The sequence below is a fragment of the Actinopolyspora lacussalsi genome (assembly GCA_030803735.1).
GTDB classification, from domain to species: Bacteria; Actinomycetota; Actinomycetes; order Mycobacteriales; family Pseudonocardiaceae; genus Actinopolyspora; species Actinopolyspora lacussalsi.
In genome coordinates this window covers 4,555,899-4,579,970 of record JAURUC010000001.1, presented here as the reverse complement: position 1 = coordinate 4,579,970, position 24,072 = coordinate 4,555,899, and the positions used below count along the sequence as shown (strand labels likewise).

Here is a 24,072-nt window from a genome sequence, read left to right as displayed (position 1 = left end):
TTTACGCTCCTCACGCTTTCGGCGGACGCGGTGTTGCACCGATGTCGGTCGAGCACGGAAGCGAGTCGCCGGATTGAGCCGTCTCCGATTCGGGGAGACGGCCACGAGCCTCGGAGGACGTTCGAGACTCACAGCGATCACTCGTAACACTCGATGACCGCCGGTGGTTCTAACAAGTCCGAATCGCACGGAAAACCACGTTCGCCACATCGGACCGGTTCACGCGCGAATCTCATCGGATCCGGTTACCACGGAAAGAGCGGAGCAGCCGCCGGACCGAATGAAGGTTACGCGGGGAAGGGCTCAACCATCTCGCAGTGCTGCCACGAACTCGCGCCACCGTAACGGGTCGAACACCAGCACCGGCGAGGAATCACCCCGCTTGCTGTCCCGCACACCAACCACTCCGGAAGATCCGGCCACCTCCACGCAGTCGCCCTGTGGCCTGCTGAAACTGGACTTGCGCCATACGCTGCTCCACAGCGCATCACCCGCGTTCACTCGACAACTCCTTCACAGCTCGCTGAATCAACTCTCTGGAGTCTGACAGAGATCCCGAAACATCGAACAAGCGCTCCATAGCCTGCTCGTAGAGTTCGATCTCACCTTCCTCCTCGTAGTAGCGTGCGTCTCCCAACAACTCGACGAAGACCACACCGTGGTCACCGACCATTTCTTCAGGAAAAGAGAGGAGCTTGAATGGGTAGTCGAGTTGCCCCTCAAAAGCTCCTACGTCCAGTGGAAGTATTCGTAGGGCTATCTGGGGATGCTCCATGTCGCTAAGCAGGGAACTCAACTGCTCACGCATGACCTCCGCGCTGCCCTGTCTCCGATAGAGGACGCTCTCGTCCACAACCACGCGCAGATGCGCGGGACGGGACTCTCGCTCGAAGATGTGACGTCGCCCCAAACGAAGACTAATCAGCTGCCGTGTCGAGTTCTCCGCATATGCGGAGTCCGCACTGAACATCGCTTGGGCGTAGCTCTTCGTCTGCAACAGCCCTGGGAGAAAGGTCGGCGCGAAGGCATCGATCCGAACCGCACCCGACTCCAGTCCCAAGTAGTGATCGAACCACGAGGGGATCTGCGAAACCTTCTGCCACCAGTTCTCGCCCCGCCGAGCTCCATCACGCAGCGCGCGGTAGTGCTCGGTTTCGTCGCTCGCTCCGTACATGTCGAGCAACGCTTCGAGATCACCGACGGAAGGCAAGTTCCGACCCGATTCATAGTGCCCGATCGTCTGACGACGAACATCGAGGCGCGCTGCGGCTTCATCCTGACCGACACCTGCATGTTGTCTGAGATTGAACAGCCCCATGCCGAGCCAACGACGCAACAGGATCGGACTGGAGTTCAGAAAAGGCGAGGTCGTCAACGCTTCTCCTTCGAGCTATCCCCACGTCGAGCGCACCAAGAAAAGCATCACCACCCGAACGTGTTTTCGTAGCGTGTTGTCCTGTTACGGTAACAAAACTAGCATCAACATCTAGCTGGATGATCCAGATCACCAGTAGAGCAGATCGATACACCCCATCCGGGAGGAGCCGTGATGAACGGGGTCAGCATGGGCACGTGGATCAAGGTGGACGACGGTCCGATCCGCTACGCGGTGTGCGGCGACGTGGTGGAAATGGAACTCGGTGGGCAGGGTTCGGGCGCTGAACTCGTCACCACCGAGGAGGGCCTGAGCAACCTACTGCGCGAAGGTACCGAAGCACTCCACGAACTCCGGCGGAAGCGGCACGGCTGATTCCTCCCGCTCGAACGACGACCGGGCCGGGATCTCTTCGGTACTCCCAGCGCCGAACCGATGCCGCCATCACTCGGCCCGGGTGTCGATTTCCCACGAAATCGCCGCGCCGCTGGTAGAGAGCTCCCCATGTTCGTAGGGCGGTTCCCATCCGGGCGGTGTCAATTTCTCGCGAAATTGACGCCCCAGTGCGGCGGTGTGGCCCCAGCCCCGTCAATTTCTCGCGAAATCGCCGCGCCGGTGGGCGCGAGCCCCGGTGCCGAACTCCGACCACTCCCGCAGACCGAACCACCACCCTCGCGGTCGGCACCGCCGCGGGTTCTCCGGTGCGGCTCTCGCGAGGAAGGCCCGACGTTGTGTATCGCTACCCGATGTCGGGCCTCCCCGCAGCGAGAGCCGTGCCAGAGGTTCCGCCAAGCGACGCCCCTGCGCAATCCAGAGCCGCAGCTTCCGCACACCCGTCATGCGGGTAAGCAGCGCATGGGTCCCGGTGCGTGAGTCGGATGCATTGCGAGGCCGGGCCGCTCGCCGCGTAGGTCGCTACTCAAGAGCCGGCCCAACGCGGCAAGGCGCCGACTCACGTGCCGGCTAACCAACCACGTCGAGGAGCGGGTCCAACACGGTATCCATCAGTGGATGGAGTAACCATCGGGCCACTCGGCGTGCGCGAGCCAGTGCGCGGCCAGCCGCGCCCGCTCGCTGACCTCGTCCATCCGCTCGCCGAGCATGTTTACGTGGCCGACCTTGCGCCCGGGCCGCTCGGTCTTGCCGTAGAGGTGCAGCTTGGCCCCGGGGAAACGCGCGAACAGGTGATGCACCCGTTCGTCCACGCTCATCCGCGGCTCGGTGGGGGCGGCCAGGATGTTGCCCATCGCCACGGCGGGCGCGGTCAGCTCGGTGGTACCCAGCGGGTAGTCCAGCACGGCCCGCAGGTGCTGCTCGAACTGCGAGGTCCGCGAGCCGTCGATGCTGAAGTGGCCGGAGTTGTGCGGTCGCATCGCCAGCTCGTTGATCACCAGACCGTCCGCCGTCTCGAACATCTCCACCGCGAGCACGCCGACCACGCCCAGCTCGTCGGCGATGCGCAGCGCGATGTCCTGCGCCCGCTGCGTCAGCTCCTCGGAGGCCTCGGGCGCCGGGGCGAGCACTCGCACGCAGATGCCCTGGGACTGCACGGTCTCCACCACCGGCCAGGCACCCCCCTGCCCGAACGGCGAGCGGGCGACGAGCACCGCGAGTTCCCTGCGCAGCGCCACCCGCTGCTCGACCATCAGCGGCGCCCCGGCATCGAGCAGTTCGGCGGTGGTGCGGCGCGCGCCGTCCGGTGTGTCCAGCACCCACACGCCCTTGCCGTCGTACCCACCGCGCGCGGTCTTGAGCACGCAGGGCCAACCGTGGGCGGCGCCGAACTCCAGCACGTCGGTGACGCTGCCGACCTCCGCGAACGGGGGTACCGGCAGTTCGAGGTCACGCAGCTTGCGTCGCATCACGAGCTTGTCCTGGGCGTGCAGCAGCGCGTCCGGCCCGGGGTGCACCGCCACACCTTCGGCGGCGAGCGCCCGCAGGTGCTCGTTGGGGACGTGTTCGTGGTCGAACGTGACGGCGTCGCAGCCTTCGGCGAACGTGCGCAGCGCGGCGAGGTCAGTGTGCGAGCCGATCTCGATGTTCGGCGCGACCAGTGCGGCCGATTCGTCCGGGGAGGCCGCCAACACCTTCAGCGATTGACCGAGGCCGATGGCAGCCTGGTGTGTCATGCGCGCGAGTTGACCGCCACCGACCATGCCGACGACGGGAGTTGCAGTGCGGTGGTCCACAGCCCGGATAGCCTACCCGTTCGGGGGACCGGACCGAGCGTCGGTATCCCCACCGCAACTCCCCCGCCGCAACTCCCCCGCCGCGGGTTCGACAACGCGATCAGCGACTCAGCGGAGTGAGTCGAGCAGTTCACAGGCCCGCGAGTACTCGGTCGGCAGCGGCGACCGGCGAATTCGCACGGCGCTGCCGGAGTCGTCCAGTGCCCGCGCCAGCTCCGGGTCGGCCAGCACGCGCTCGTTGATCGCGGTCTCGGCGCGGGAACAACGTTCCGCCAGCCACGTGTCGTCCCGCGTGAGCACCACGGGTGTGGAATCGCGCAGCAGTGACACGGTTTCACCGGCGTCGAACACGTCCCGCAGCACATCGGCGGCCAGCACCACCGCCATCAGCCGCGCCCACCGGTGATCGTCCCCCGGCAACCGGAGCGTGACGACGAGCAGCGCGTAGCTGTCCCGTCCGGGAGACGTCGCCGGTCCGGCTCCGGCGGCCCGGGTCTCGCGGTACACCTCGTACAGCCGCATCCGCAGGTAGGACAGCGTGCTCAACCCGGTCAGCGCGTCGGTGACCTCGCGGGCCGCCGAGCGTCCCGCGACCACGTCGGCCCATGCCAGCGCGGCGCGGCGCAGCAACCACGTGGGGACGTCGTCGCACTCCTGGCTGACCAGGGCGGTGCCGGTGTCCTCCCGCGAGAGCACGGCGTGCAGCACTCCCAGGTCCAGCAGGGTCTCGTCCAGCCCGATCCCGGAATCCGCCCGCTGCGCCGCGAGCTCGTCGACCGCGTCCCCCGGATCGTCGCCGCTTATCACGGCCTCGCACACCCGGTCGACCGCAGGACAGGCCCAGTCGCCGGGAAACGGCCAGCCGGAGGCCAGCGTCGCGCCACGCCACCGGGACCGCAACGCGCGGTGACGTTCCGCCCCGCCCGCGACGCTCGTCGCGCGACCGGACGGGATCGCCCGTGCGCCGCGCTGCCCCGGATCCGAACCGCCTTGCCCAGGATTCGAATCCCACGGTTGCGCCGTTCCGGGGTCGTTCGATTCCCCGCTACACCTCGGCTGTTCGGGTGATTGCTCCCTCGAAGGTTCCATTCTTCCTCCCCTTCTGGTGACTCCCCGCCGTGGGGACGTCCCGGGGAGTGGTCCGTGACGGTGATTCGAATAGCGTTCACCCGGAGAGTTCGATCACAATAACCGCTGAGTACAGTGCTGATCACGCCGCGGACACGCCGCGAGCCGTCATCGACACACACCGAGGGGAGCGTACGGCGTGGGCACGGATCCGAACGAGTTCGAGGACGCGGGTGACAACGAGCTGATCGAAGCCGTTCGCGGAGGTTCCACCGCAGCGTACGGAGTGCTCTACGAGCGCCACAGTGTCGCGGCCCACAGCATGGCTCGCCAGGTGGCCAACGACTCGTCGGAGGCGGACGACCTCGTTTCCGAGGCGTTCGCGAAAGTACTCACCGGACTGCGTTCCGGTCAGGGGCCGAACACGGCGTTCCGGGCCTACCTCCTCACGGCGGTCCGCCGTACGGCCTACGACCGCACCCGCAAGGAGCGCAGAGTGCGGTACTCGGCCGACGTGGGCACCGAGGACGGCGCGGACGTGAGCGTGCCGTTCACCGACACGGCGGTGGCGGGTCTGGAACGCTCACTGGCCGCGCAGGCGTTCAACAGGCTGCCCGAACGCTGGCAGACGGTGCTGTGGCACCTGGAGATCGAGGGCGAGTCACCGTCCGAGGTGGCCCCGGTCCTGGGGCTGACATCCAACGGAGTCTCGGCGCTGGCCTACCGGGCGCGCGAGGGGTTACGACAGGCATACCTGCAGGTCCACCTCGGGCAGCTGGAATCCGACGAGGCGGAGTCGCAGCAGTGCCGCGCCACCGTCGAGCGGCTGGGCCAGTGGACCAGGGGCGGGCTGTCCAAACGGGAGTCCGCGCAGGTGGACACGCACCTGGACTCCTGCACGAGCTGTCGCGCTCTGTCCGCCGAGCTGGGCGACGTCAACGGCGGTCTGCGGCTGGTGGTCGCGCCGTTCGTCCTCGGCACCAGCGCGGCGGGGTATCTGGCGGGCAACTCGGGAACGGCCGCCGCTGCCGGGATCACCGCCGGAGGTGCGGGAGGTACGGGTGCCGCCGGTGCTGTCGGGGCGGCGAGCTCACTGCCCCGGCAGATCGTGGGGACGACCGCCTCGACCGCCGCGATGGTCGTCGCGGTGGCTCTCGGCCTGGCGGCGGGTGGTCAACAACCGAATCCCGCGGCCGCGGCGCCCCCCACCTCGGAACAACCCCCGCCGCGCCCCGAACCGCCCGCACCGGAGCAGCCGACGCGGCAGCCCTCCGAGCCACGACCTTCCCCCGAACCGAGCCCACCTCCCGAGAAGGCTCCCCCGCCGGAACCCGAGCAGGGGGAGCCGAACCTCGTGGCGTCCGGGCCGGGACAACCGGTGCACCTGATCGCGGGTGGTGATCCCGCCGAGCTGCCCATCACGATCGGCAACAACGGGACGGGAATCTCCGAACCGATCACGGTGCGTCTCGCGCTGCCGAGGGGGATCAGCGCCCGTGTCCCCGGCGTGACCGACGGCTCGGGAGCCGCCGAGAACTCGGGGAGCGAGGCCGCGAGCACCGAACCGGCATGGGTGACAGCACGTTCGGCGAGCGCGCGAAACGCGGTGGTCCCGGCGAGCACGGGGAACAGCGCGGGCGGGGTGCTCCGGGCCGAGCCCGCGGTGTCCGGCTCGAACGGGACCGGTCCCGGCCTCGGTTGCGTTTCCGAGGGTCGCTCCATGACCTGCACCACCGAACGCGGGCTGCGGGCAGGCGAGGAGCTGCCGCTGGACTTCCGGGTTCGCGCGGACAGCACCGCGCGCAGCGGTGAGGTGACGGTGAACATCACGAGCGCGGGCGGGCTCTCGCTCTCGCTGGCCGAGGTGCGTGTCCGGGTGAAGCCAAGCACCGAACCGGGCATAGCACTCACGACGGACAGCTGGAGCGGGGCGTTTCCCTGGAGTGGCTCGCGAGTGCGCGCGCACGCCCGCAACACCGGGGACACCACCGGAACGGCACGGGTGGTGTTCGAACTTCCGGAGGGTACCCGAGCGGTGACGATCCCCTCGGGATGCGAACGCGCGGGTTCGACGGTGCGCTGCTCGGAGCGCCTGCGGCCCACCGAGACCACCGAATTCGCGGTGTGGCTGTGCGACTCCCGCTGGCTGTCCGCCCGCCCGCTGTCCGAGGAGGGGCTGCTCGACGAGTCGCCGGCCGAGTGGTCGCGTCCGACCCGGCTCACGGTCAGCGCCGAACTGGCCGACGCCCGCGACAGCGAACGAGTCACCCTGGAGCAGTGGTGGTCCCGGCTGCCGGACTACTGGAAACTGCCGGAGCACTGGAATCTGCCGGACGAATCGACGAGCACCGAGCAACGGCCGAACAGGCCGGATGACGGCTCGGACAGTGGTGTCCCGCAGGGCTCCGAGAACGGCAGGGAACCGGCGAACTCCGGTCCCAGCGGACCGCCCGACCCGAGCTCGGAGCCCGGAACCGATCCGGATGCCCCGAACGGAAACGGCGCGGGGCAGTCCGGCGGTTCCCCGCACGAGAGCTCCCCCGCTCCCGACTCCCCGGGATCCGACACGAACAAGCCGACACCGCCGACGACGGAACACGAGGGAACGAGCGGCCCCGAACCGCCCGAAGCCACCGAGGAACCGGAGTCGCAACCGCCGGAGCCCTCCGAGGGCGGCGGGCAGCGGAATCCGGATGATTCGGACAGCGAGGACTCGTCCGGGTTCGACCTGGAGAACTTCCTCGACGGGCTGCCCTACGTCGGAGCCTCGGACTGAGCCCACCGTGGCCGTGCTCCGATCCGGCGCGGCGATTTCGCGAGAAATCGACGCCCCGGAGGCTCCGAGGCCATGAGGTGTGACACTCGACCGGAGGGAACTCACGTGCGTGGCGGGGTGCCAGTGGCGCCACTCCGTAGACTCGTCGGGTGTCGGTAGTCGACGAGGTGCTCACCCAACTCCCCCGCCCGCTACGGCAGCTGGCGCTGCGATACCGCGAGCTGTTGAAGTTCGCGATGGTGGGCGCGAGCACCTTCGTCATCGACACGGTGATCTTCTTCGCGCTCAAGTGGACCGTGCTGGCCCCGAAGCCGGTCACGGCCAAGGTCGTGGCCGTGCTGGTGGCCACGATCGTGTCCTACGTCCTCAACCGGGAGTGGGCGTTCCGCACCCGCGGCGGCAAGGAACGCCACCACGAGGCCAGCCTGTACTTCCTGTTCAGCGGTATCGCGATCGGGCTCTACGCCGCACCGCTGTGGGTCTCCAGATACCTGCTGCACCTGCAGACGCCCTACACCACACCGCTGGTCGAGGAGATCGCCGACTTCACCTCGGGCCAGATACTCGGCGTGCTGCTGGGTATGGCGTTCCGCTGGTGGGCCTTCCGCCGCTGGGTCTTTCCCACCCGGGAAACGGAGACCACCGAGCGCCCCACCGAAGACGCCACAGAGCTCTCCAACGTCGAGCCCTTCCCCATCGAGCGAGCCACCGTAGAACGAACCATCGTCGAGCGCGCCACGGATGAACGAGCCACGGGTGAACGAGCGACCGCTGATCACTCCACCGGGGAACACGGTGCCACCCCGAGCGGCGCTTCCCACGAAACAACCGAAGAGCACGACATCTCGCGTCCGGCCGCCGGGTGAAACCGCCCCGGAACCGGGTGGACCCCACTGAGGGATCCACCCGGGGATCCACGCACGCGGGGGGCGAGGTTTCGTGCGTGGATCGCGGGAACCCGACCACGGCGCCGGACGAGGGCTCACGGCGCCGTGGTGGGCGACTCAGCGGAGTCGGAAGGTCGCCCGCTCCCGGTCCGCTCGGCTTCCGGGCCGCTCCACGACGAGCCTGCCCTCGCGGTGCGCGAGGTAGCTGTGCGGATCGTGCGAGAGCCGGAAGGACACGCCGTCGCGGTCGGCGAGTCCCTCGTCCCGGATGAATCCGCTGGCCCGGCCGTACTCGTCGCTGTCGGCGTAGGGCTCCACCACGGGTGAGCCGTCACTCACCCGGACGTGGTGGTCCGGAAGGTCGACGCACCGCAGCGCCACCCTGCCGGGGTCCAGGAAGCCGGGCACGATGCGAAACTGGCTCCGCTCGACACGGTCGGCGACCCGATCGACGACCAGCCGGCCGCCCTGTCCGTGCCGGACGAAGGACCCCGGACTGTCCAGCGGCGAGAGCCGCACCACGGGCTCGCCCTCGGCGATCGGTATCCCGAGTGCGGGTGTGCCGTCCGGGTACCAGTTCAGCCGCTGCACCCTGGTGTGACGGTTCGGGTCGTACAGCGGATCGCCCTCGATCCCCTGGTAGGACCGCGCGTGGTAGACGAGCACGTCCGTCTCGCCGTCCTCGGCCACCGTGAAGGAGTTGTGCCCGGGGCCGTACCTGCTGTTGGCCTCGTTCGTCCGCAGCAACGGCTGCGGCGACTTGGTCCAGGAAGCGGGATCGAGCAGATTCGCGCGGGCGTCGGCGGTCAGCAGCCCCACGCAGTAGTTGGCGTCGGTGGCGCTGGCCGAGAAGGTCATGAAGACCCGCCCGTTGCGGACCAGCACGTACGCACCCTCGTTGACCTTGAAACCACGGGTTTCCCAGTCGGCGGTGGGCACCGCGATCCGGACCGGATCGCCCTTGATCGCCAGCGGGGAGGCCATCTCGGCGATGTAGAGGTTGCTGCTGGTGTCGATGCCCGGTTCCGCCTGCGCCCACGCGTAGTACCGGGTCCCCGCGTGCTCGAAGGTGGTCGCGTCGAGCGCGAAGGTGTCCCAGGCCGTGGTGATCTGCCCGCGCAGCTCCCACGCGTCCTCGCGGGGGTCCTCGGCGCGGGATTCGAGCACGTACATCCGGATGCGGAACACGTCGTCGGAATCACCGGCGGCGAAGTAGATGTACCAACGGCCGTCGATGCGGTGCAGCTCCGGCGCCCAGATGTGGCCGCCCATCCGTCCGGACTTCGGGCGGCGCCAGACGGTGCGCTCCCCGGTGTGGGCCAGCCCCTCGATGGTCGGGGCGCCGCGCACCACGATGCGGTCGTACTCCGGCACCGAGCCGGTCATGTAGTACATCCCCCGGTGGGGGTAGGTGATGAGCGGATCGGCGCGTTGCTCGATCAACGGGTCACGGGTGGTCAGCACGCCGGAGTCCCGACCGGGGTCCTGACCGTGTCCCCTGCCGGGCCGCTGTGTCGCCGCGCTCGCCGAGGTGCCGAGCAACGGCACCGCCGCGGCTCCAGCCGCCGCCGCTCCACCGCCGCGCAGCAGCGAACGGCGATTCAAATTGTTCTGCGTCATGTAGTACTCCTGTTCGGAGAAAGTGACGTGGAGGTTTTCCGCGTTGTGAGGGGTTTTCCGTGTGGTGACCGGCGAAAGTGATGTTTCGGCTCAGCGGTGCCAAACCCCCACCACCTACGCAGTTCGCACCGCCGCGGGTTCTCGCGTGCGGCTCTCGCGAGGAAGGCCCGACGTTGTGTAGGTGCCTACCCGATGTCGGGCCTCCCCGGAGCGAGAGCCGTGCGAGAGGTTCCGCCACCCGAGCCCCTCGGGAAACCGGTCGGCGGATTCGACTCACTCGTCGTACGTCTTGATCCGCATCACGGTGATGGAGTTGGCCGGGAAGGTGTGGCTGAAGCTCTCGTCCACGCCCCGGATCACCGACTTCTCGGGTTTGATCGGTCGCGACTCGGCGGTGTTGACCGCTTGGGGGTCGCCCTGCAACGTGGTCAGCCGCGCCGTGTTCGCCAGCCGCGAGGCACCGCTGATGTCCAGCTGGGTACGTGCCCGGTTGTTCTGGGCGTTGACGACCTTGACGATCAGCTCACCGGTCTTCTCGTCCCTGGTGACCACCTGGCGGAACGGTTCGGCGTTCTGCTCGTCGGTGAAGCTGCCCCACTTCTCGCCGTCGAGGAACAGCGTCACCTGCCGGCCTCGGACCTCGACCCTGATGTCGTACTCCCGGCCGGTCTCGATGGTGGTGTCCTTGGACAGCACGGTCTGCGAGCTGCCGGCGGTGGTTTGCTGCACCGCCGAGCGGGTGTTGTTCCAGCCGCCCAGGTTCCACCAGTAGTAGTTGCCGGTTCCCTTGACGCCGAAGGCGACGAGGAACCCTTCGCTGCCCGCGCGCTTGGTGGCGGTCAGGTTCAGGTCGTAGTCGCTCCAGTTCTCGTCACCGGCCGTGACCATGGTGTTCTGGACCGAGGCGTCCGACTGCACGTAGGATCCGTTCTCGATCGACCAGTCGCCGGTGCCGGTGAGCTCGCTCCACTTCGAGGCGTCGCCGGAGAAGTCGTCGGCCAGCAGTGTCTCGCCGTCGGCGGAGGTCACCCGCACGTCGTCGTAGGCCGCGCTGGTGTTCCAGGTGGACAGCCCCACCGCACCGCTGATCGGTTTCTCCTCGACCGGGGTCGAGGACGCCTCACTGGGCACCACCTCGTCACCGACGTTGTTGCCGAACAGCTTCTGGGCCTCGTAGCTCGCCGAGCCCCACGACCGGTGGTTGTCGAACCAGATCATGTCCGGAGTCCACTGCGGATCGTCCTCGTGGGCCAGCAGCGGGGCGTAGGAGCTCATCCGCACCACGTCGGCGTTGCGTTCCAGCCCGGTCATGAAGGACGCCTCGACCAGCGCGTTGTAGAACTCGTTGCCCTCCGAGGCGTACTCGGTCAACGAGACCTTCGGCCCCGAGCGGTCGTAGGAGTCGTAGCGCCGGTTGTTCTCCAGGAACCACCGCGGGTTGTTGTAGTAGTGCTCGTCGACCATCTCCGCGTTCTGCTCGCGGGCGAGCTCCCAAGCGCGTTCGAAGGTGGCTCCGCTGTCGTCGGGTCCCGAGTTGGCGACCACGGTGATCCCGGGGTAGCGCTGCTCGATGGCGTCGCGGAACTTCTCGAAGCGCTCGTAGAAGTCCTCGGGGAGGTTCTCCTCGTTGCCCACGGCCAGGTGCGTGAGCCCGAACGGCTCGGGGTGGCCCATGGCGGCTCGCTTGCCGCCCCACTCGGTGTCGACCGACCCGTTGGCGAACTGGATCAGGTCGAGGGTGTCCTGGATGTGGCGCCGCAACAGCTGCGGATCGTCGGTGGCCTCGTCCTCACCGCAGCCGGTCACCAGGGCGGGCACCACCGGCAGCGGCATGGCGCCGATGTTCTCGGCGAACCGGAAGTACTCGTAGAACCCGAGGCCGTAGGACTGGTTGTAGCCCCAGAAGTTGGCGTTGGTGGGGCGTTGTTCGACCGGCCCGACGGTGTCCTTCCACTGGTAGGAACGGCGACGTTCCCAGTCGGGGGCATGGTAGGACTCGTGGCTGCCGGTGTTGACCAGACATCCGCCGGGGAACCGCAGGAAGCCGGGGTTGAGCGCTTCGATCTTGCTGGCGAGGTCCTCGCGCAGCCCGTTGGGTTCGCCCTTGAACGTGTCGCGGGGGAAGAGCGAGACCATGTCCAGCCGCACGGTTCCCGAACCGTGTCCGAGCACGCGCAGCCCACCGGTGTTGGTGTCGCTGTGCGCCACGAAGGTCCCGCTGTACTCGGTCCACTGGTCGCCCCGGACCCGGAGCCGCATGGTGCGGCCGACCGGTGAGCCGGAGCCGTCGGTGGCGGTCACGGTCAGCGGGGTGCCGCCGGGTTGGTCGCTGCGGGCCCAGATCGAGAAGTCGTACTTCTCGCCGCGTTCCAACGACATTCCGGAGTGGTATCCGGCGTTGGTCACCCCGTAGGCGGCTCGACCTCGGGCGTTCGGTCGCAGTCGCAGGTAGCGGCGGTTGTTCTCGTTGAGCCGCTGGGCGTCGTCGACCACCTCGGCGGAGCCTTCGGCGCCGCCGACCGAGGTGGTGCTCCAGCCGGTCATCGGGGTGTAGGAGGGGTTGTCCACGGTGTCGTACTCGAAGGAGCGGTTGCGCACCAGCTCCGCGTAGATGCCACCGTCGGCGGCGTCGTTGATGTCCTCGAAGAAGACTCCGTGCATGGTGTCGGGGATCGACTTGGTCTCTCCCGCCGCATCCACCTGCAGCGAGTAGTCGATCGGTGAGCTTTCGGCGGTGTCCGCGAGAGCCGATGGCAGCAGCGCGCCGCCCAGCAGTACGGCTGTGGCCAGGCCGACCGCCGAGTGTAATCGGGACATGCGGGCTCCAAGTCCGTTTTCGGATGACCGAGATCCTCGTTGTCTGATATACCGAACTAAGTCCGATATTCCGAAAAAGTAACCGCCCTCACACGGAAGGTCAACAGCATGTGACAGCGTGATTACACCCGGATCGCCGTCGAGTGGGGGTTCTCGGCGCGCGGCGACACCGGGGACGAGTAGCCGGTGGTCGAGCACCGGCGAGCCGTCTCCGAAGCGAGTTCTCACCCGGCGGGCAGGGGTTCCCGGTCGAATCGCACTACGTGCTGCCGTGGTCTCCGGGATCGGCGTGCGGATTGGCCCGCTCGGCCGCCAATCCGCCGTCCGACATCGCGACGACGCGGTCGCACCGCTCCGCCACGCGGCGGTCGTGCGTGGCCACCAGGACCGAGGAGCCCCGCTGCCGCATCGACAGCAGCAGCGTCACGATCTCCCGGGCCGTGGCGAGGTCGAGGGCGGCGGTGGGTTCGTCGGCGATCACCAGATGAGGCTCGTTGACCAGTGCCCGCGCGATGGCGACCCGCTGCCGCTCGCCGCCGGAGAGCTCGGCGGCCCTGCGGCGCAGTGCCCAGCCCAGGCCGACGCTGTCCACGGCCCGGCGGGCGCGTTCGAGCCGCTGCCGCCTGCCGACGCGCGGACGGGCGTACTCCAGCGGGATCGTGACGTTGGCCGCGACGGTGTCGGACTCGACGATGGCGAACTCCTGGTGGAGGTAACCGAAGAACTCGTTGCGCAGCCGCGCCCGATCCCGCTCCCGAGTGGGTGCGGGCTCGCCGCGCACGACGAGTTCGCCGCTGGTGGCCGGCAGGGTGAGCCCGAGCAGGTTCAACAGGGTGGACTTGCCGCAGCCAGAAGGTCCCATCAGGGCCACAGCCTCGCCCGCCCCGACCGAGAGCGACACCTCGTGCAGCGCCTCGACACGCAGCCTCCCCTGCCCGTAGGTCTTGGACAGTCCGGATGCCCGCAGCAGGGCCATGATGGTTCACCGGCCTTTCAGCTCGTGTCCGCGCTGCTGTTTCACGGTCCAGCCCCACAGCCCCAGGAAGATCACCACGACCAGCACCGCCATCCACCCCGCCGCCGAGGCGAACGGACCGCCGAACAGCAGGAGCCCGGCCAGCGGCGGCAGCGGCGGGACGAGGACCACGACGCCGACGAACCCGGCCAGCCGGATAGCGAGGTGCCCACTGCTCGCGCCGTGGGTGCGCCGGATCGCGAAGACCGCCCGCTCCCGATACAGCGTCCGCCGCGCGGTGACGGCGAACGCGAGCAGCACCAGCGCGAGGAAGGCCGCCATTCCGGCGACGTACATCGTGGCGGCGACCATGATCCCGGAGAGCCGCTTCGGCTGGTCGACCGCGACGCGGTGCGGCACGAGGTAGAGCTCGCCCGCCGCGTTGCCCGCGAGGTAGCTGTCGAGTTCGGAGTCACTCACCTCCAGCAGCACCGCTCGCGACATCGCCTCCTCGCGCTCGTACCGGTTGAGCCGGGGCAGGCTCTCCGGCGGCAGGTTCAGCACCACCCGCTCGTCCAGCGACACCGCGCCGAGATAGGTCTCGAAGTGGGTGGCGGAGCGGGGCAGCCGCTCGAAGTCGGTGAAGTTGTGGCCCGCGATCCCGACCGGCTCGGCCGGTCGGGCCACCTCGGCGCCGCGCATGGCGCAGGGAGCGGGCTCACAGAGCTCCAGGTCGGGCACGGTCTCCGCCAGCTCCGAACCGATGAACAGCACCGTCGGCACACCACCCGCGAAGTCCGGGCTGTTCGGCCGCGCGTTGTTGATGACGGCGGTGTAGGCGCGCTCCGCGCGGATCATCTCGACGAGATCGGCGACGGTCCGATCGGGCACCGAGGCTACCCCGGAGGAGCCGTAGTACGGCTTGAAGACCACCGCGCCGCGCTCGCGCAGCTCGTGGCCGCCGCGCAGCGCCTTGAACTGGACGAGCACGTCGACGAGCAGCACGACCAGCACCACGCAGGCCAGGCCGATCATGGCGGCCAGCGACAGCATGGTGGGCCGGCGCCGCAGCGCCATCCGGACACCGCCCCGGAGTTCACTCAGCACGCCCCACCTCGCTTCGCACTCGGGTTCCGAGCACGGTGGCCAGCAGCCACGTCGGGGCCACCAACAGCAGCCCGCCCGTCACCGCGGCGGCCATGACCAACCAGTCGACCCGATCCGGTGGCCGGAGACCGACCAGCGACACCAGCGCTCCCGTGATCGCCACCCCGAGCACGATCCCCAGCAGTTGGAACGGCAGGCCCTGCGGCCACACCTGCCGCACCAGCCGGGCACGGGTGGCGCCGTGACGAGCACGGATCGCGAACTCACCGGCCCGGTCGCGCAGCCCCAACGTCCAGAACAGCACCGCCGCCAGACACCCGGCGCCCAGCAGCGTGCCGGTGGTTCCCACCAACGGGTCATCGCGGAGGTGTTCCCACAGCGGCACGCGGTCCGTCGAGAAGTCCGCGAGCCCGGCGCGATACGCGATGTCCCGGATCTCGGCGAGCTCGCCGGGGTCGTCGGTGTTGACGAGGTACTGGCCGGGCGGCAGCGGGGACTCGGCGAGCGGACGCACGTACTGCGGGTCAGCGGCGCCCTCAGGGGCGGACATCGTGCCGACGATCTCGACTTCCGCGGGCACCAGCGCGGGGGTGCTCCCCCGCAGCCACTGCCGTCGCGAGTAGGTGCCCTCGAACACGTAGCCCAGCCGCGCCCGGCCCGACTCGTGCTTCCCCGTGGGATTCGGCGGGATGTACCAGGGCAGCACGCCCACGGGGTCGGCCACCACCAACCGGGGCGGGCCGTCGGTATCGGGAGCGATGACCAGCGCCAGCGAGTGCTCGGCGAGGTATTCGCGCAGCTCTACCGTCGCCTCGGTCCGGGCCGCCGGGTCGACCTCCTGCGGCCCGCGACCGAGCGACAGCTCGGTCACCGCGCCCGGCAGCTCGTAGGTGGTCTCCTGGTGATCCTCGAACGACCAGTGCACCGCCCACGCGGCGAACGCGCTCAGCACCCCCAGCAGCAGACCGCTGACAACCAGCTTCACCCACATGCGCGGTTCCGCATCGCCACCGGGGCACCTCCGCGAGAAAGATCATCGCGAAGGTAGCAACCGTGGCTCGCGGACGAGGCCGAAACGGCGAAGCGATGACGATGATCACACCGTTCCGGACCGGCTCAGCGGGAGGTCGAAGGAACGTCCCGGGGGCGGGAACCACCGAGGGCAACGCGGTTCGCCGTGCTGGACGAGTCCGCCCGGAGCAACCCGGCCACTGGGATCAACCCGGCCCACCGGAATCAATCCGGTTCACCGGGATCAGCGCGGGGTGGAGTCGGTCTGCCACGGGACCCCGAGCACGTCGTCGGCCCTGGCCACCGGCAGGTAGATCTCGAAGGTGGCCGGACGGCTCAGCTCCAGCCGACCGCTGTCGGCCTCGATGAGGGCTCGGGCCAGCGCCAACCCCACGCCGGTGGAACCGCCGCCGGAGAAACCACGGGTGAACACGTGCGGCACCAGTTCCTCGGGAACCCCGCCGCCGCTGTCGGCCACCTGCACCAGCACGGTGCCGCTGCCGTACTTGGCGGACAGCGTGACGGTCCCCTCCCCGTGCCGCAGCGCGTTGTCCAGCAGCACACCGAGCGCCTCGCGTAACCGCGCGGGCGTGGCCCTGGCCAGCAATTCCTTCTCGATCCGCAGCCGCAGGGTGCGCCCCTGGGCGCGGAACTGCTCGCGCCACTCCTCGGCGACCCCGGAGAGCTCGGCGGAGACGTCGAGCGGTTCGGCGTCGCGCGCCCTGGCGGCGGTGGCGGCGGCCAGCAGGTCGTCCAGCACCCCGGACAGCCGTTCGGCCTGCTCCAGCGCGGCGCCCGCCTCCTCGGCGGTCTCCTCGTCCTCGGTCTCGGCCAGCGCCTCCAGCCGCAGCTGCAACGCGGTGAGCCTGCTGCGCAGCTGGTGGGAGACGTCGCCGACCAGCTCGCGTTCCCGCTGCATGAGCTGCGAGAGCGCGGCTCCGGACGCGTCGAGCGCGTCGGCGACCCGATCGAGCTCGGGCACGCCGTGCCGCTTGGGGTCGGGCCGGAAGTCCCCCGCGCCGAGCCGGTTGGCTCGGTCGGCCACGTGGCGCAGCGGGTCGGCGAGCCTGCGCGCGGTGACGATGGCGACGAATCCACCGGTGGCCGCCGACAGCACCGCCAGCAGCGAGATCCCGCCCGCGACCTGGAGCTGTTGGGTGCGCACCGGGGAGCTGGGCACCGCCAGCCGCACGGTGCCGCTCTGCACCATCGACACCGTCTCGACCAGCGGGTCCTCGCCGGGGTCCGTGCCGTAGGTGTAGGTGCGGTCGCTGATCCGGACGGTCAGCCTGGCGTCGTCGGGCACCACCAGCCGGACGTTGGACAGTTCGATCGGTTCACCGGCGGCGACCTGCTCGTCGAGCCGGGTCGCGATCTGCTGTGCCCTGCCGGACAGGTCCCCGCGCGTGATGTCCTCGACCAGCTTCAGCGCGCTGACCACGAGCGGGATACCGAGCACGAACGCGGTGAGCGCGACGGCCAGCAGGGTCGCCTGCAGCAGTCGTTTGCGCATTGGTTGGGCTTTTCCGATCGGGTTGTCGGGGTGATTCCACGCCGGAACCAACCGAGGTCACGGGGTTGGCGGCGCGGGAGGTCCGGTCGCCGGTTCCCCGATTGTTCGCGGGATCAGTCGGTGTTGAACCGGAAACCGACGCCGCGCACGGTGGCGATCCGCTGCTCGGCGGCCCGATAGTGGCCGTCACCGAGCTTGCGGCGCAGCCAGGAGATGTGCATGTCCAGCGTCTTGCTGCCCTTGCGGCTGGGTTCGGGCCAGACCTGCTCCAGGATCTCCTCCCGCGTGACCACTTCCCCCGCGTGCCACATGAGCACGCGTAACAGCTCGAACTCCTTGTTGGCCAGCTGGACCTCCTCGTCGTCGACCAGCACCCGCCGGGCGGTGAGTTCCAGCCGGACGCCACCGGCCTCCAGTGTCTCGGGCGAGTTGCGCCGCAGCAGCGCACGGATGCGCGCCATCAGCTCGGCGAGTCGGAACGGCTTGGCCACGTAGTCGTCGGCGCCCGCGTCCAGCCCCACGACGAAGTCCACCTCGTCGGTGCGCGCGGTGAGCATGAGCACCGGTGTCCCCCTGCCGCGGGCGCGGAGCCTGCGACACACCTCGAGCCCGTCCATCCCGGGAAGCCCGAGATCGAGTACCAGCAGGTCGACACCTCCCGCGCAGGTCTCACGCAACGTCGCGTTGCCGTCCTCCAGCACCCGCACCGAGTAGCCTTCCCGCTGCAGCGCCCTGGACAGTGGCATCGCGATGGCTGGGTCATCCTCGGCCAGCAGCACTACGCTCACGGGTCCCAGCCTAGTTGCACTCGGAGCCCCCGAGCCGGTGTGTCGCCGCGCGAGCACCGAGCGCGGGGTGTTCCCCTCACGGGCGCGGCGATTTCGCGAGAAATTGACGGAGCTCTGGGACCGCACCGCCGCACTGACGCGGCGATTTCGTGAGAGATCGACGCCCGGACGGGTGCCCGGTTACTCGGGTGCCCGGTTACTCGGGTGCCCGGTTACTCGGGTGCCCGGTTGGGGCGCGGGGGCTGCGAGAGTCCGGCGACCGCCGGGCACCCGGTGGCACCACCGGGAGGTCGCGGCGGCGGTGGTCTATAGGCTGCGGGCGTGAGCGCAGTTACCGATCACGAGCTGGCGCGGCGCCTGGCCGACCGTGCCGACGAGATCACCACCGCCCGGTTCCAGGCGGCCGATCTGCGGACGACGAGCAAGCCCGACCGGACTCCGGTGACCGACGCGGACGTGGCCGTGGAGGACGCGGTGCGCGCGGAGCTGGCCGAGCACCGCCCGGACGACGTGGTGGTGGGTGAGGAGCGCGGCGGCAGCGCGACGACCGGGCGCAGCTGGATCATCGACCCGATCGACGGGACCAAGAACTTCCTGCGCGGGGTGCCCGCGTGGGCGACGCTGCTGGCGCTGGTCGAGAACGGGGCGCCGGTGATCGGTGTGATCAGCGCTCCGGCGCTGGGGCGGCGCTGGTGGGCCGCCGCCGGTGAGGGTGCTTATCGGCGGGTCGGTGCCGAGGGTGACGCGGAGCGGATCTCGGTCTCCGAGGTGACCGAGCTGGGCGATGCCTACGTCTCCACCACGAATCTGGGCAGTTGGAGCGAGCTGGAGCGGCGCGCGGACTACCTGCGGCTGGTGGACAGCTGCTGGGAGAGCCGGGCTTTCGGGGACTTCTGGCACCACTGCCTGGTGGCCGAGGGCGTGATAGATCTGGCCGCCGAGCCGCTGGGCAATCCCTGGGACCTCGCGGCGGCGCAGGTGATCGTCGAGGAGGCCGGGGGCGGCTTCACCGACCTGTCCGGCGAGCCGCGCTTCGACGGCGGCAACGCGCTGAGCTCCAACGGCGCGCTGCACCGAGCCGCGCTGCGGGCGCTGGACGGTTGAGGGGCTGGGTGGTTTCCGGGACGGCTTGCCGGGTGAGGTGACAGGCAGCTGATCGGCGGTACCGCGCTGGGTGCCCTAGGTACGCGCAGCGCACTGTAACCCGAGGCATCGCCGGGTAGCACTCGCTGTTCTAGGGGATGAGCACTACCCGCCCGCCGATAGCCGCGTGAGTCCGCAGTTCCTCCCCGCGTACGCGGGGCCTACTCGTCAGTCCACAGCTCTACTCGGCAACGACGTGGTCTATCCCCGCGTGCGCGGGGCCTGTACTCACTGCGCTGGGATTCTAGCGGCGTGACGGCGTTGTGAGAACCACGTGGTTACTCCTCTTCGGACACCACAGCTCCGGGCGGACCGCTCCGGAGGCTGGATTGTCGATGATTCAGGTAGCGGTTCCCACCATTGTGGATTGCCATATGGGGGTCCCCGCCCGGCCGGGTGGGGGCGGGGAGGGAGGCCCGGCCGGGCGGGGTTTTTGGTGGTGGCGGTGCGTACATTTCGTGGGAAATCGTCGCCGCTGCGTGGGGAGGTGCGCGGCGATTTCGTGGGAAATTGTCGCCCCGCCACCGATGGCCCGGGGTGTGTCTCGGCGGTTGTCGAGGGTTGGCCGAGTACACGGTTCCGGGCCGTCTGGGTGGGGAGATGGATCGTGGGGACGGAAGCTGGCGGGTAGTTGGTGGCTAGAGGCGGTGCAGGCCGTCGAGGACGCGGCGCAGGAGTGCCAGTTCGGGGTGCTCTGTCCCGCCCGGATCGGTCGCGGCGTCTGGTGCCGTGGGGCTGGTCGTCACGGTGGGAAGCGGTGCTGCTGGTTGCGCCGGAATCGGGTTCGGGAGCACCGGGGCCGGTGGGTCGAGCGGGAACAGGTGCGGGTGTTCGTCCGGGTCGCACAGCGGCCAGCCGATCAGCTCGGTGGTGGGGCGTTCGTCCCGGAAATAGTGCTCCAGCCGCAGGGCGGCCAGCCGTCTGGCGGCGGGGCCGCTGCCGCCGGCGTGGCGGGGCCGGTAACTGACCCGGTTGCCCCAGCCACCCAGCACGATCGCCGTGGCCGTCAGCACCACGGCGGTGGTCAGCAGCATCGCCGGATGCGTGCTCATTCCGCCTCACCCCGCCTGCGGAACTCGTCCGGGTCGATCGAACCCGACTCCGGAGGGGTGCCCCCGCCAAAGGCGAGCCCGGCGGCGTAGTCGCGCAGCTCGTCCGAGAGCCGCTGCAATATTCCGGCGAGTTCGGCGCACTGCCTGGGGGTGGCCTGCCGCGCCGGGATGTCGTAGGAAGCCTGTTCCAGCTTCCACTGCTCGTGGGCCAGCCACATGCCCAACCTGCCCGCATAACTGGTCACCGCGACTCACCCCCAGCCCGCACCGCAGCGGTCAGCACATCCCGCAGCCGAATCGCCTGATCGACCGTCCACACCGTCCGGTGGAACACCGTCGGCGTCTCGATCCGAATCACCTCCGGAGTCCAACAAGAGATCCACACCAGCAACGACGACGACCAGCCCGACTCGTTGCCACACCACACCCGAACACCCGGATGACGCACCTCGTACCTGGTTGGCATTCCGCGCACTCCATACGTTCAGGAGCGACGAAGCGTCGTCGCTCTCCTTCGTTCTGACATTGCGACAGTATTTTGTCGCACGCACCAATAACAATAATTCGATCGAGTGATGCTGCTACAAAACTTCGGATCTGCGACATACTCTTGTCGCATGACAAGCACCAAACGTACTTCGCCCAGAGCACGCGCCCTTGGCGCGGAATTGCGGGATTTTCGCGAGCAAGCCGGAATGACCGTGCGCGACGTAGCAGAGCGCCTTGGCGGGCATCACTCGAAATACGCCCGACTTGAAACCGGACAGACTCCCCAATCACCGGAAATCGTCGTCGCACTGTTGGCGACATACGGAGCGTCGGAATCCGAACGCGACAGGTTGGCGTCGATGGCACGCGATGCGACAGAGGAAACGAACTGGATCAAGCCAAGAGACCGATCGGTGAATCCCGACTTGACCACGCTGATCGAGTTCGAGCGGACAGCCACTTCGATCGTGGACGTGTCACCGATCATGATTCCGGGACCACTGCAGACCGCCGATTACGCACGAGCGGTCATGGCGAGCGGGATGCGCGCCGAGGAGCTCGAAGCACACGTCACCATGCGGATCGGACGCCGCGACGTGCTCACACGACGCAACCCACCACGACTCCACTTGTTCATCGGCGAATGGGCGCTCCGTGAACCGATGGGTAGTGCCGAGGTGATGGCTGACCAGCTACGGCACCTTACCAAGATGACAGAGCTCGACAACGTGACTCTGCGGATCGTCCCCAGCAGAACCGGCGGCTGGACTCCGGCACACGCAGGTCATTTCCTCCTGTTCGAATTCGCCAAGGCCGCCCCGGTCGTGCATGTGGAACACCTGCAGTCCGACGCTTTCCTGAGTAGCTCCGGGGAGATCGAGGCGTATCAGAACGCGGTGGCTAACCTCCATGACGTAGCGATGAGCCCAGAGGACTCCACGGAACTCATCGCCAGTGTCATAACCGAGCTGGAGGACAGTCTGAAATGACGTTACGCCCCCGAAATTGGCAGAAGTCGAGCCGCTCGAACCAACACTCACACTGCGTCGAAGTCGCCCGCACCCATGACGGCGCCGCCGTGCGCGACACCAAGAACCGCGCCGCCGGACACTTCACCACCACCCACCAGCAGTGGGCGGCGTTCCTCAACGCGGTCAAGACCAACCGCTTCGACTGAAACCACGGCAGCAACACAGCGCCTCTGGAGCGGTCCAGAGGCGCTTTTGCTCTCTCTATCCCCGCATGCGCGGGGCCTACGAGCTGTTGGAGACCGAGGACCGCTACAACTGGGGTCTATCCCCGCGTGCGCGGGGCCTACACACTCACTGCGCTGGGATGTTAGCAGCGTGAGCGCACGTTGAGAACCACTTGGCAACACCCCTCCGAGCACAGGCACACGCGCCATACCGCTCACGACGCTGGATGGCCAGCAACTGGCCTCATCCCCGTCGCTTCCGCGGTTGCAGCTGCTCCACCTCTCACTCAGAAAATCCTCGCCAGTCCAGCTGAGAGTGGCAACAGCGCCTCCAGGACGAGAACAGGATTGCGCCCCCTAGAACACACCCGAGAAATCGACACCCACCAACGCTGATCGACTCTCCAGCCGCAGCGACATGCGCGGACTCTGAACCCCCGCGACACGCCCATGAGCACCGCATACTTGGAGCACCTCGCAGAACCAGCCGCACAAGAGTCCGAAGGGAACTCCCAATGAACGCATCACCCAACGGATGGCGCAAATCCACATACACCCACCAGGAAACAGCCTGCGTCGAAGTCGGCCGCACTCAAGATGGCGCGGCCGTGCGCGACACCAAGGACCGCTCGGCCGGGTACTTCACCACCACCGGCCAGCAGTGGGCGGCGTTCATCGACGCGGTCAAGACCGACCGCTTCAACTGAAACCCACCAACAACACAGCGCCTCCGGAACACTTCAGCACTCCGGAGGCGCTTTACTACTCCCGCTACAGCGTGCGCGGGGCCTCCCCCGCCAGCCGCACCGAACATGCGCCCTCGGTAGTACTCGTCGGTTCCTCACAGCCTGTCGAACCACTTTCGATCGACTCCCGCAGGATGTTTGCCGTTGGAGACGAACTCGACAAGAACTTTGCGGATATCGCCCAGTGGCAGAGCAGCGGAACGTGGGAAGTAGCTAGGAGTAACACCATCGGTGAGAAGATCCACTTGAGGCTCAACATCCGAGTTGCGGGTGATGTGCAACTCACCCTTCCAGGGGAATGTATCAACTTGTTCGAGCAAACAGCGGATCGCAATTACTCCACCCGGGGCTCGTTTCTGGGGATTTGACTGAATCTTGTTCCCGTTTGGACGCCGTCAAACGAAAATGAATCATCGTGATGATCAACACAGCGTCTTGCTCCGCCCGCGCGGACACTGCGAGCATTGATCTCGCAATAAAAATCGGCAGGTTCCAATATTACCCAAATTGGAGTAAGCCTCGTTTGGCAAGTTGTTTACTTCCGCATCGACGGGGTAACACTCTTCTCGATTGTCGGAACCGGCGCGGTCACTGCTGCCACCACTGAGGCCCCCGGAACGGCGTGAGCTGAGACGGCCGCCCCTTACGACGCCCCAGCATCGGAACGAGTAACGGTCAACCGCTGGTCGTCGACAAAGGCATGCAGGGAAATATCTCGATCACGCCGACTGGACAGAGGCCAGCCTCAACGTGTACCTGGGCGGTTGCTTCGGCGATCTACGCGTTCGCCGCTCGGAACGTCTGGTAAATCTGTACAGTATTCTGAACACGGAAACGCTCCCCGAAAGGCCGCTGATCGTCGTGTCCGCCGTTTCCACGCTGCTCCTCGTCAACCTTTTGTGTCTCGCCGCCATAATCGTATTGTATTTACGAGACAAAAACGGGCACAGCAAGGCGATCGTCGCGCTAGCTTGTGTCTCGGCTTTGACCGCGTTAACATCATCAGGGATCGTTCTGTTTTCTTAGTACCTACAGGATGAATCGGATGCGTGAGAAATCTTTCCTCGGTGCCGCACTGCTGACAGGGATGCTCATCCTGGCAGCATCGGTGCTGCTCGGTGGTGTTCCGTCGACTATGTTGTGCCTCCTACTGTTGCCGTCAATACCGCTGGGAGCGCTCATGATAGGAACTCTCACGCTGGTGTTCGCACGCCACAACAGCGGACCCGCGGAACATCCGGCAAACCTCTCCGAAAACACTCCGCGTGCCATGGCCGACACCGGCCTAGTGTCGTGAGTCGTTGATTCGGCTGCAGCAGGGGTTTATGGAAGAGCCGGGAA

At 67.9% G+C, this 24,072-nt stretch carries 22 protein-coding genes; 7 read left to right on the top strand and 15 right to left on the bottom strand.

Annotated features, from left to right (window positions below):
* Positions 1–303: 303 nt before the first annotated feature.
* Together J2S53_RS20405 and J2S53_RS20400 are read right to left on the bottom strand one after the other, a co-directional pair.
* Positions 304–501 carry a DUF397 domain-containing protein gene (locus tag J2S53_RS20405; RefSeq protein ID WP_456242340.1) on the bottom strand — a complete coding sequence of 66 codons (198 nt, stop codon included), beginning with the start codon at positions 499–501 and terminating at the stop codon, positions 304–306.
* Entirely contained in the window at positions 488–1,375 is an 888-nt protein-coding gene (locus J2S53_RS20400) for a helix-turn-helix domain-containing protein (RefSeq protein ID WP_456242339.1), read from the bottom strand. Before J2S53_RS20400 ends, J2S53_RS20405 begins: the two co-directional genes overlap by 14 nt.
* A 174-nt stretch (positions 1,376–1,549) precedes the next feature.
* Between J2S53_RS20400 and J2S53_RS20395 the strand changes: the two genes are divergently transcribed.
* On the top strand, positions 1,550–1,750 hold the full coding sequence (locus J2S53_RS20395; RefSeq protein ID WP_218120187.1) for a hypothetical protein: 201 nt from the start codon (positions 1,550–1,552) through the stop codon (positions 1,748–1,750).
* A 629-nt stretch (positions 1,751–2,379) separates the two neighbouring features.
* Here J2S53_RS20395 and J2S53_RS20390 read toward each other — a convergent pair.
* Together J2S53_RS20390 and J2S53_RS20385 are read right to left on the bottom strand one after the other, a co-directional pair.
* Positions 2,380–3,564 carry a 5-(carboxyamino)imidazole ribonucleotide synthase gene (locus tag J2S53_RS20390; protein WP_456242338.1) on the bottom strand — a complete coding sequence of 395 codons (1,185 nt, stop codon included), beginning with the start codon at positions 3,562–3,564 and terminating at the stop codon, positions 2,380–2,382.
* A 108-nt stretch (positions 3,565–3,672) separates the two neighbouring features.
* The gene (locus tag J2S53_RS20385) at positions 3,673–4,464 is read right to left on the bottom strand and encodes a hypothetical protein (protein WP_456242337.1); all 792 of its coding nucleotides are present in this window, start codon (positions 4,462–4,464) and stop codon (positions 3,673–3,675) included.
* Between the two features lie 367 nt (positions 4,465–4,831).
* Between J2S53_RS20385 and J2S53_RS20380 the strand changes: the two genes are divergently transcribed.
* Together J2S53_RS20380 and J2S53_RS20375 are read left to right on the top strand one after the other, a co-directional pair.
* Positions 4,832–7,408 (top strand): sigma-70 family RNA polymerase sigma factor, encoded by a 2,577-nt coding sequence (locus J2S53_RS20380; protein ID WP_456242336.1) that lies wholly within the window; start codon positions 4,832–4,834, stop codon positions 7,406–7,408.
* Between the two features lie 149 nt (positions 7,409–7,557).
* On the top strand, positions 7,558–8,274 hold the full coding sequence (locus tag J2S53_RS20375) for a GtrA family protein (protein ID WP_456242335.1): 717 nt from the start codon (positions 7,558–7,560) through the stop codon (positions 8,272–8,274).
* Positions 8,275–8,412: 138 nt separating this feature from the next.
* Here J2S53_RS20375 and J2S53_RS20370 read toward each other — a convergent pair whose 3' ends face one another.
* The 7 genes from J2S53_RS20370 to J2S53_RS20340 form a co-directional block, all read right to left on the bottom strand.
* On the bottom strand, positions 8,413–9,915 hold the full coding sequence (locus J2S53_RS20370; RefSeq protein WP_456242334.1) for a family 43 glycosylhydrolase: 1,503 nt from the start codon (positions 9,913–9,915) through the stop codon (positions 8,413–8,415).
* A 273-nt stretch (positions 9,916–10,188) separates the two neighbouring features.
* Positions 10,189–12,732, bottom strand: coding sequence for an alpha-L-arabinofuranosidase C-terminal domain-containing protein (locus J2S53_RS20365; protein WP_456242333.1), 2,544 nt, complete (start codon positions 12,730–12,732; stop codon positions 10,189–10,191).
* A gap of 259 nt (positions 12,733–12,991) precedes the next feature.
* Entirely contained in the window at positions 12,992–13,708 is a 717-nt protein-coding gene (locus J2S53_RS20360) for an ABC transporter ATP-binding protein (protein ID WP_456242332.1), read from the bottom strand.
* A 6-nt stretch (positions 13,709–13,714) separates the two neighbouring features.
* Positions 13,715–14,794 (bottom strand): hypothetical protein, encoded by a 1,080-nt coding sequence (locus tag J2S53_RS20355; RefSeq protein WP_456242331.1) that lies wholly within the window; start codon positions 14,792–14,794, stop codon positions 13,715–13,717.
* Entirely contained in the window at positions 14,784–15,785 is a 1,002-nt protein-coding gene (locus tag J2S53_RS20350) for an FtsX-like permease family protein (protein WP_456242330.1), read from the bottom strand. Before J2S53_RS20350 ends, J2S53_RS20355 begins: the two co-directional genes overlap by 11 nt.
* 264 nt (positions 15,786–16,049) lie before the next feature.
* On the bottom strand, positions 16,050–17,318 hold the full coding sequence (locus J2S53_RS20345) for an ATP-binding protein (RefSeq protein WP_130469197.1): 1,269 nt from the start codon (positions 17,316–17,318) through the stop codon (positions 16,050–16,052).
* Between the two features lie 113 nt (positions 17,319–17,431).
* Positions 17,432–18,106 carry a response regulator transcription factor gene (locus J2S53_RS20340; protein ID WP_092629498.1) on the bottom strand — a complete coding sequence of 225 codons (675 nt, stop codon included), beginning with the start codon at positions 18,104–18,106 and terminating at the stop codon, positions 17,432–17,434.
* A gap of 321 nt (positions 18,107–18,427) precedes the next feature.
* Here J2S53_RS20340 and hisN point away from each other — a divergent pair, with 321 nt between their 5' ends.
* On the top strand, positions 18,428–19,210 hold the full coding sequence (gene hisN, locus J2S53_RS20335) for a histidinol-phosphatase (RefSeq protein WP_456242329.1): 783 nt from the start codon (positions 18,428–18,430) through the stop codon (positions 19,208–19,210).
* Positions 19,211–19,887: 677 nt separating this feature from the next.
* Here the strand turns inward: hisN and J2S53_RS20330 are convergent.
* Genes J2S53_RS20330 through J2S53_RS20320 form a run of 3 tightly spaced genes read right to left on the bottom strand, consistent with a single transcriptional unit; the run spans position 19,888 to position 20,767 of the window.
* Positions 19,888–20,301, bottom strand: a complete 414-nt coding sequence (locus J2S53_RS20330) for a hypothetical protein (protein WP_456242328.1) — start codon at positions 20,299–20,301, stop codon at positions 19,888–19,890.
* A complete protein-coding gene (locus J2S53_RS20325; RefSeq protein ID WP_456242327.1) occupies positions 20,298–20,546 on the bottom strand; it encodes a hypothetical protein in 249 nt (82 codons plus the stop codon). The genes J2S53_RS20330 and J2S53_RS20325 overlap by 4 nt, the downstream gene beginning before the upstream one ends.
* Positions 20,543–20,767 carry a hypothetical protein gene (locus J2S53_RS20320; protein WP_456242326.1) on the bottom strand — a complete coding sequence of 75 codons (225 nt, stop codon included), beginning with the start codon at positions 20,765–20,767 and terminating at the stop codon, positions 20,543–20,545. Before J2S53_RS20320 ends, J2S53_RS20325 begins: the two co-directional genes overlap by 4 nt.
* A 151-nt stretch (positions 20,768–20,918) precedes the next feature.
* On the opposite strand from J2S53_RS20320, the gene J2S53_RS20315 reads away from it, so the two are divergent.
* The 3 genes from J2S53_RS20315 to J2S53_RS20305 all read left to right on the top strand — a co-directional run bounded on the left by J2S53_RS20315 (position 20,919) and on the right by J2S53_RS20305 (position 22,692).
* On the top strand, positions 20,919–21,779 hold the full coding sequence (locus J2S53_RS20315) for a helix-turn-helix domain-containing protein (protein WP_456242325.1): 861 nt from the start codon (positions 20,919–20,921) through the stop codon (positions 21,777–21,779).
* The gene (locus tag J2S53_RS20310) at positions 21,776–21,967 is read left to right on the top strand and encodes a DUF397 domain-containing protein (RefSeq protein ID WP_092928132.1); all 192 of its coding nucleotides are present in this window, start codon (positions 21,776–21,778) and stop codon (positions 21,965–21,967) included. The genes J2S53_RS20315 and J2S53_RS20310 overlap by 4 nt, the downstream gene beginning before the upstream one ends.
* Before the next feature lie 533 nt (positions 21,968–22,500).
* Positions 22,501–22,692 carry a DUF397 domain-containing protein gene (locus tag J2S53_RS20305; RefSeq protein WP_456242324.1) on the top strand — a complete coding sequence of 64 codons (192 nt, stop codon included), beginning with the start codon at positions 22,501–22,503 and terminating at the stop codon, positions 22,690–22,692.
* A 134-nt stretch (positions 22,693–22,826) separates the two neighbouring features.
* On the opposite strand, the gene J2S53_RS20300 is transcribed toward J2S53_RS20305, so the two are convergent.
* Positions 22,827–23,051 (bottom strand): Imm1 family immunity protein, encoded by a 225-nt coding sequence (locus J2S53_RS20300; protein ID WP_456242323.1) that lies wholly within the window; start codon positions 23,049–23,051, stop codon positions 22,827–22,829.
* Between the last annotated feature and the right edge of the window lie 1,021 nt (positions 23,052–24,072).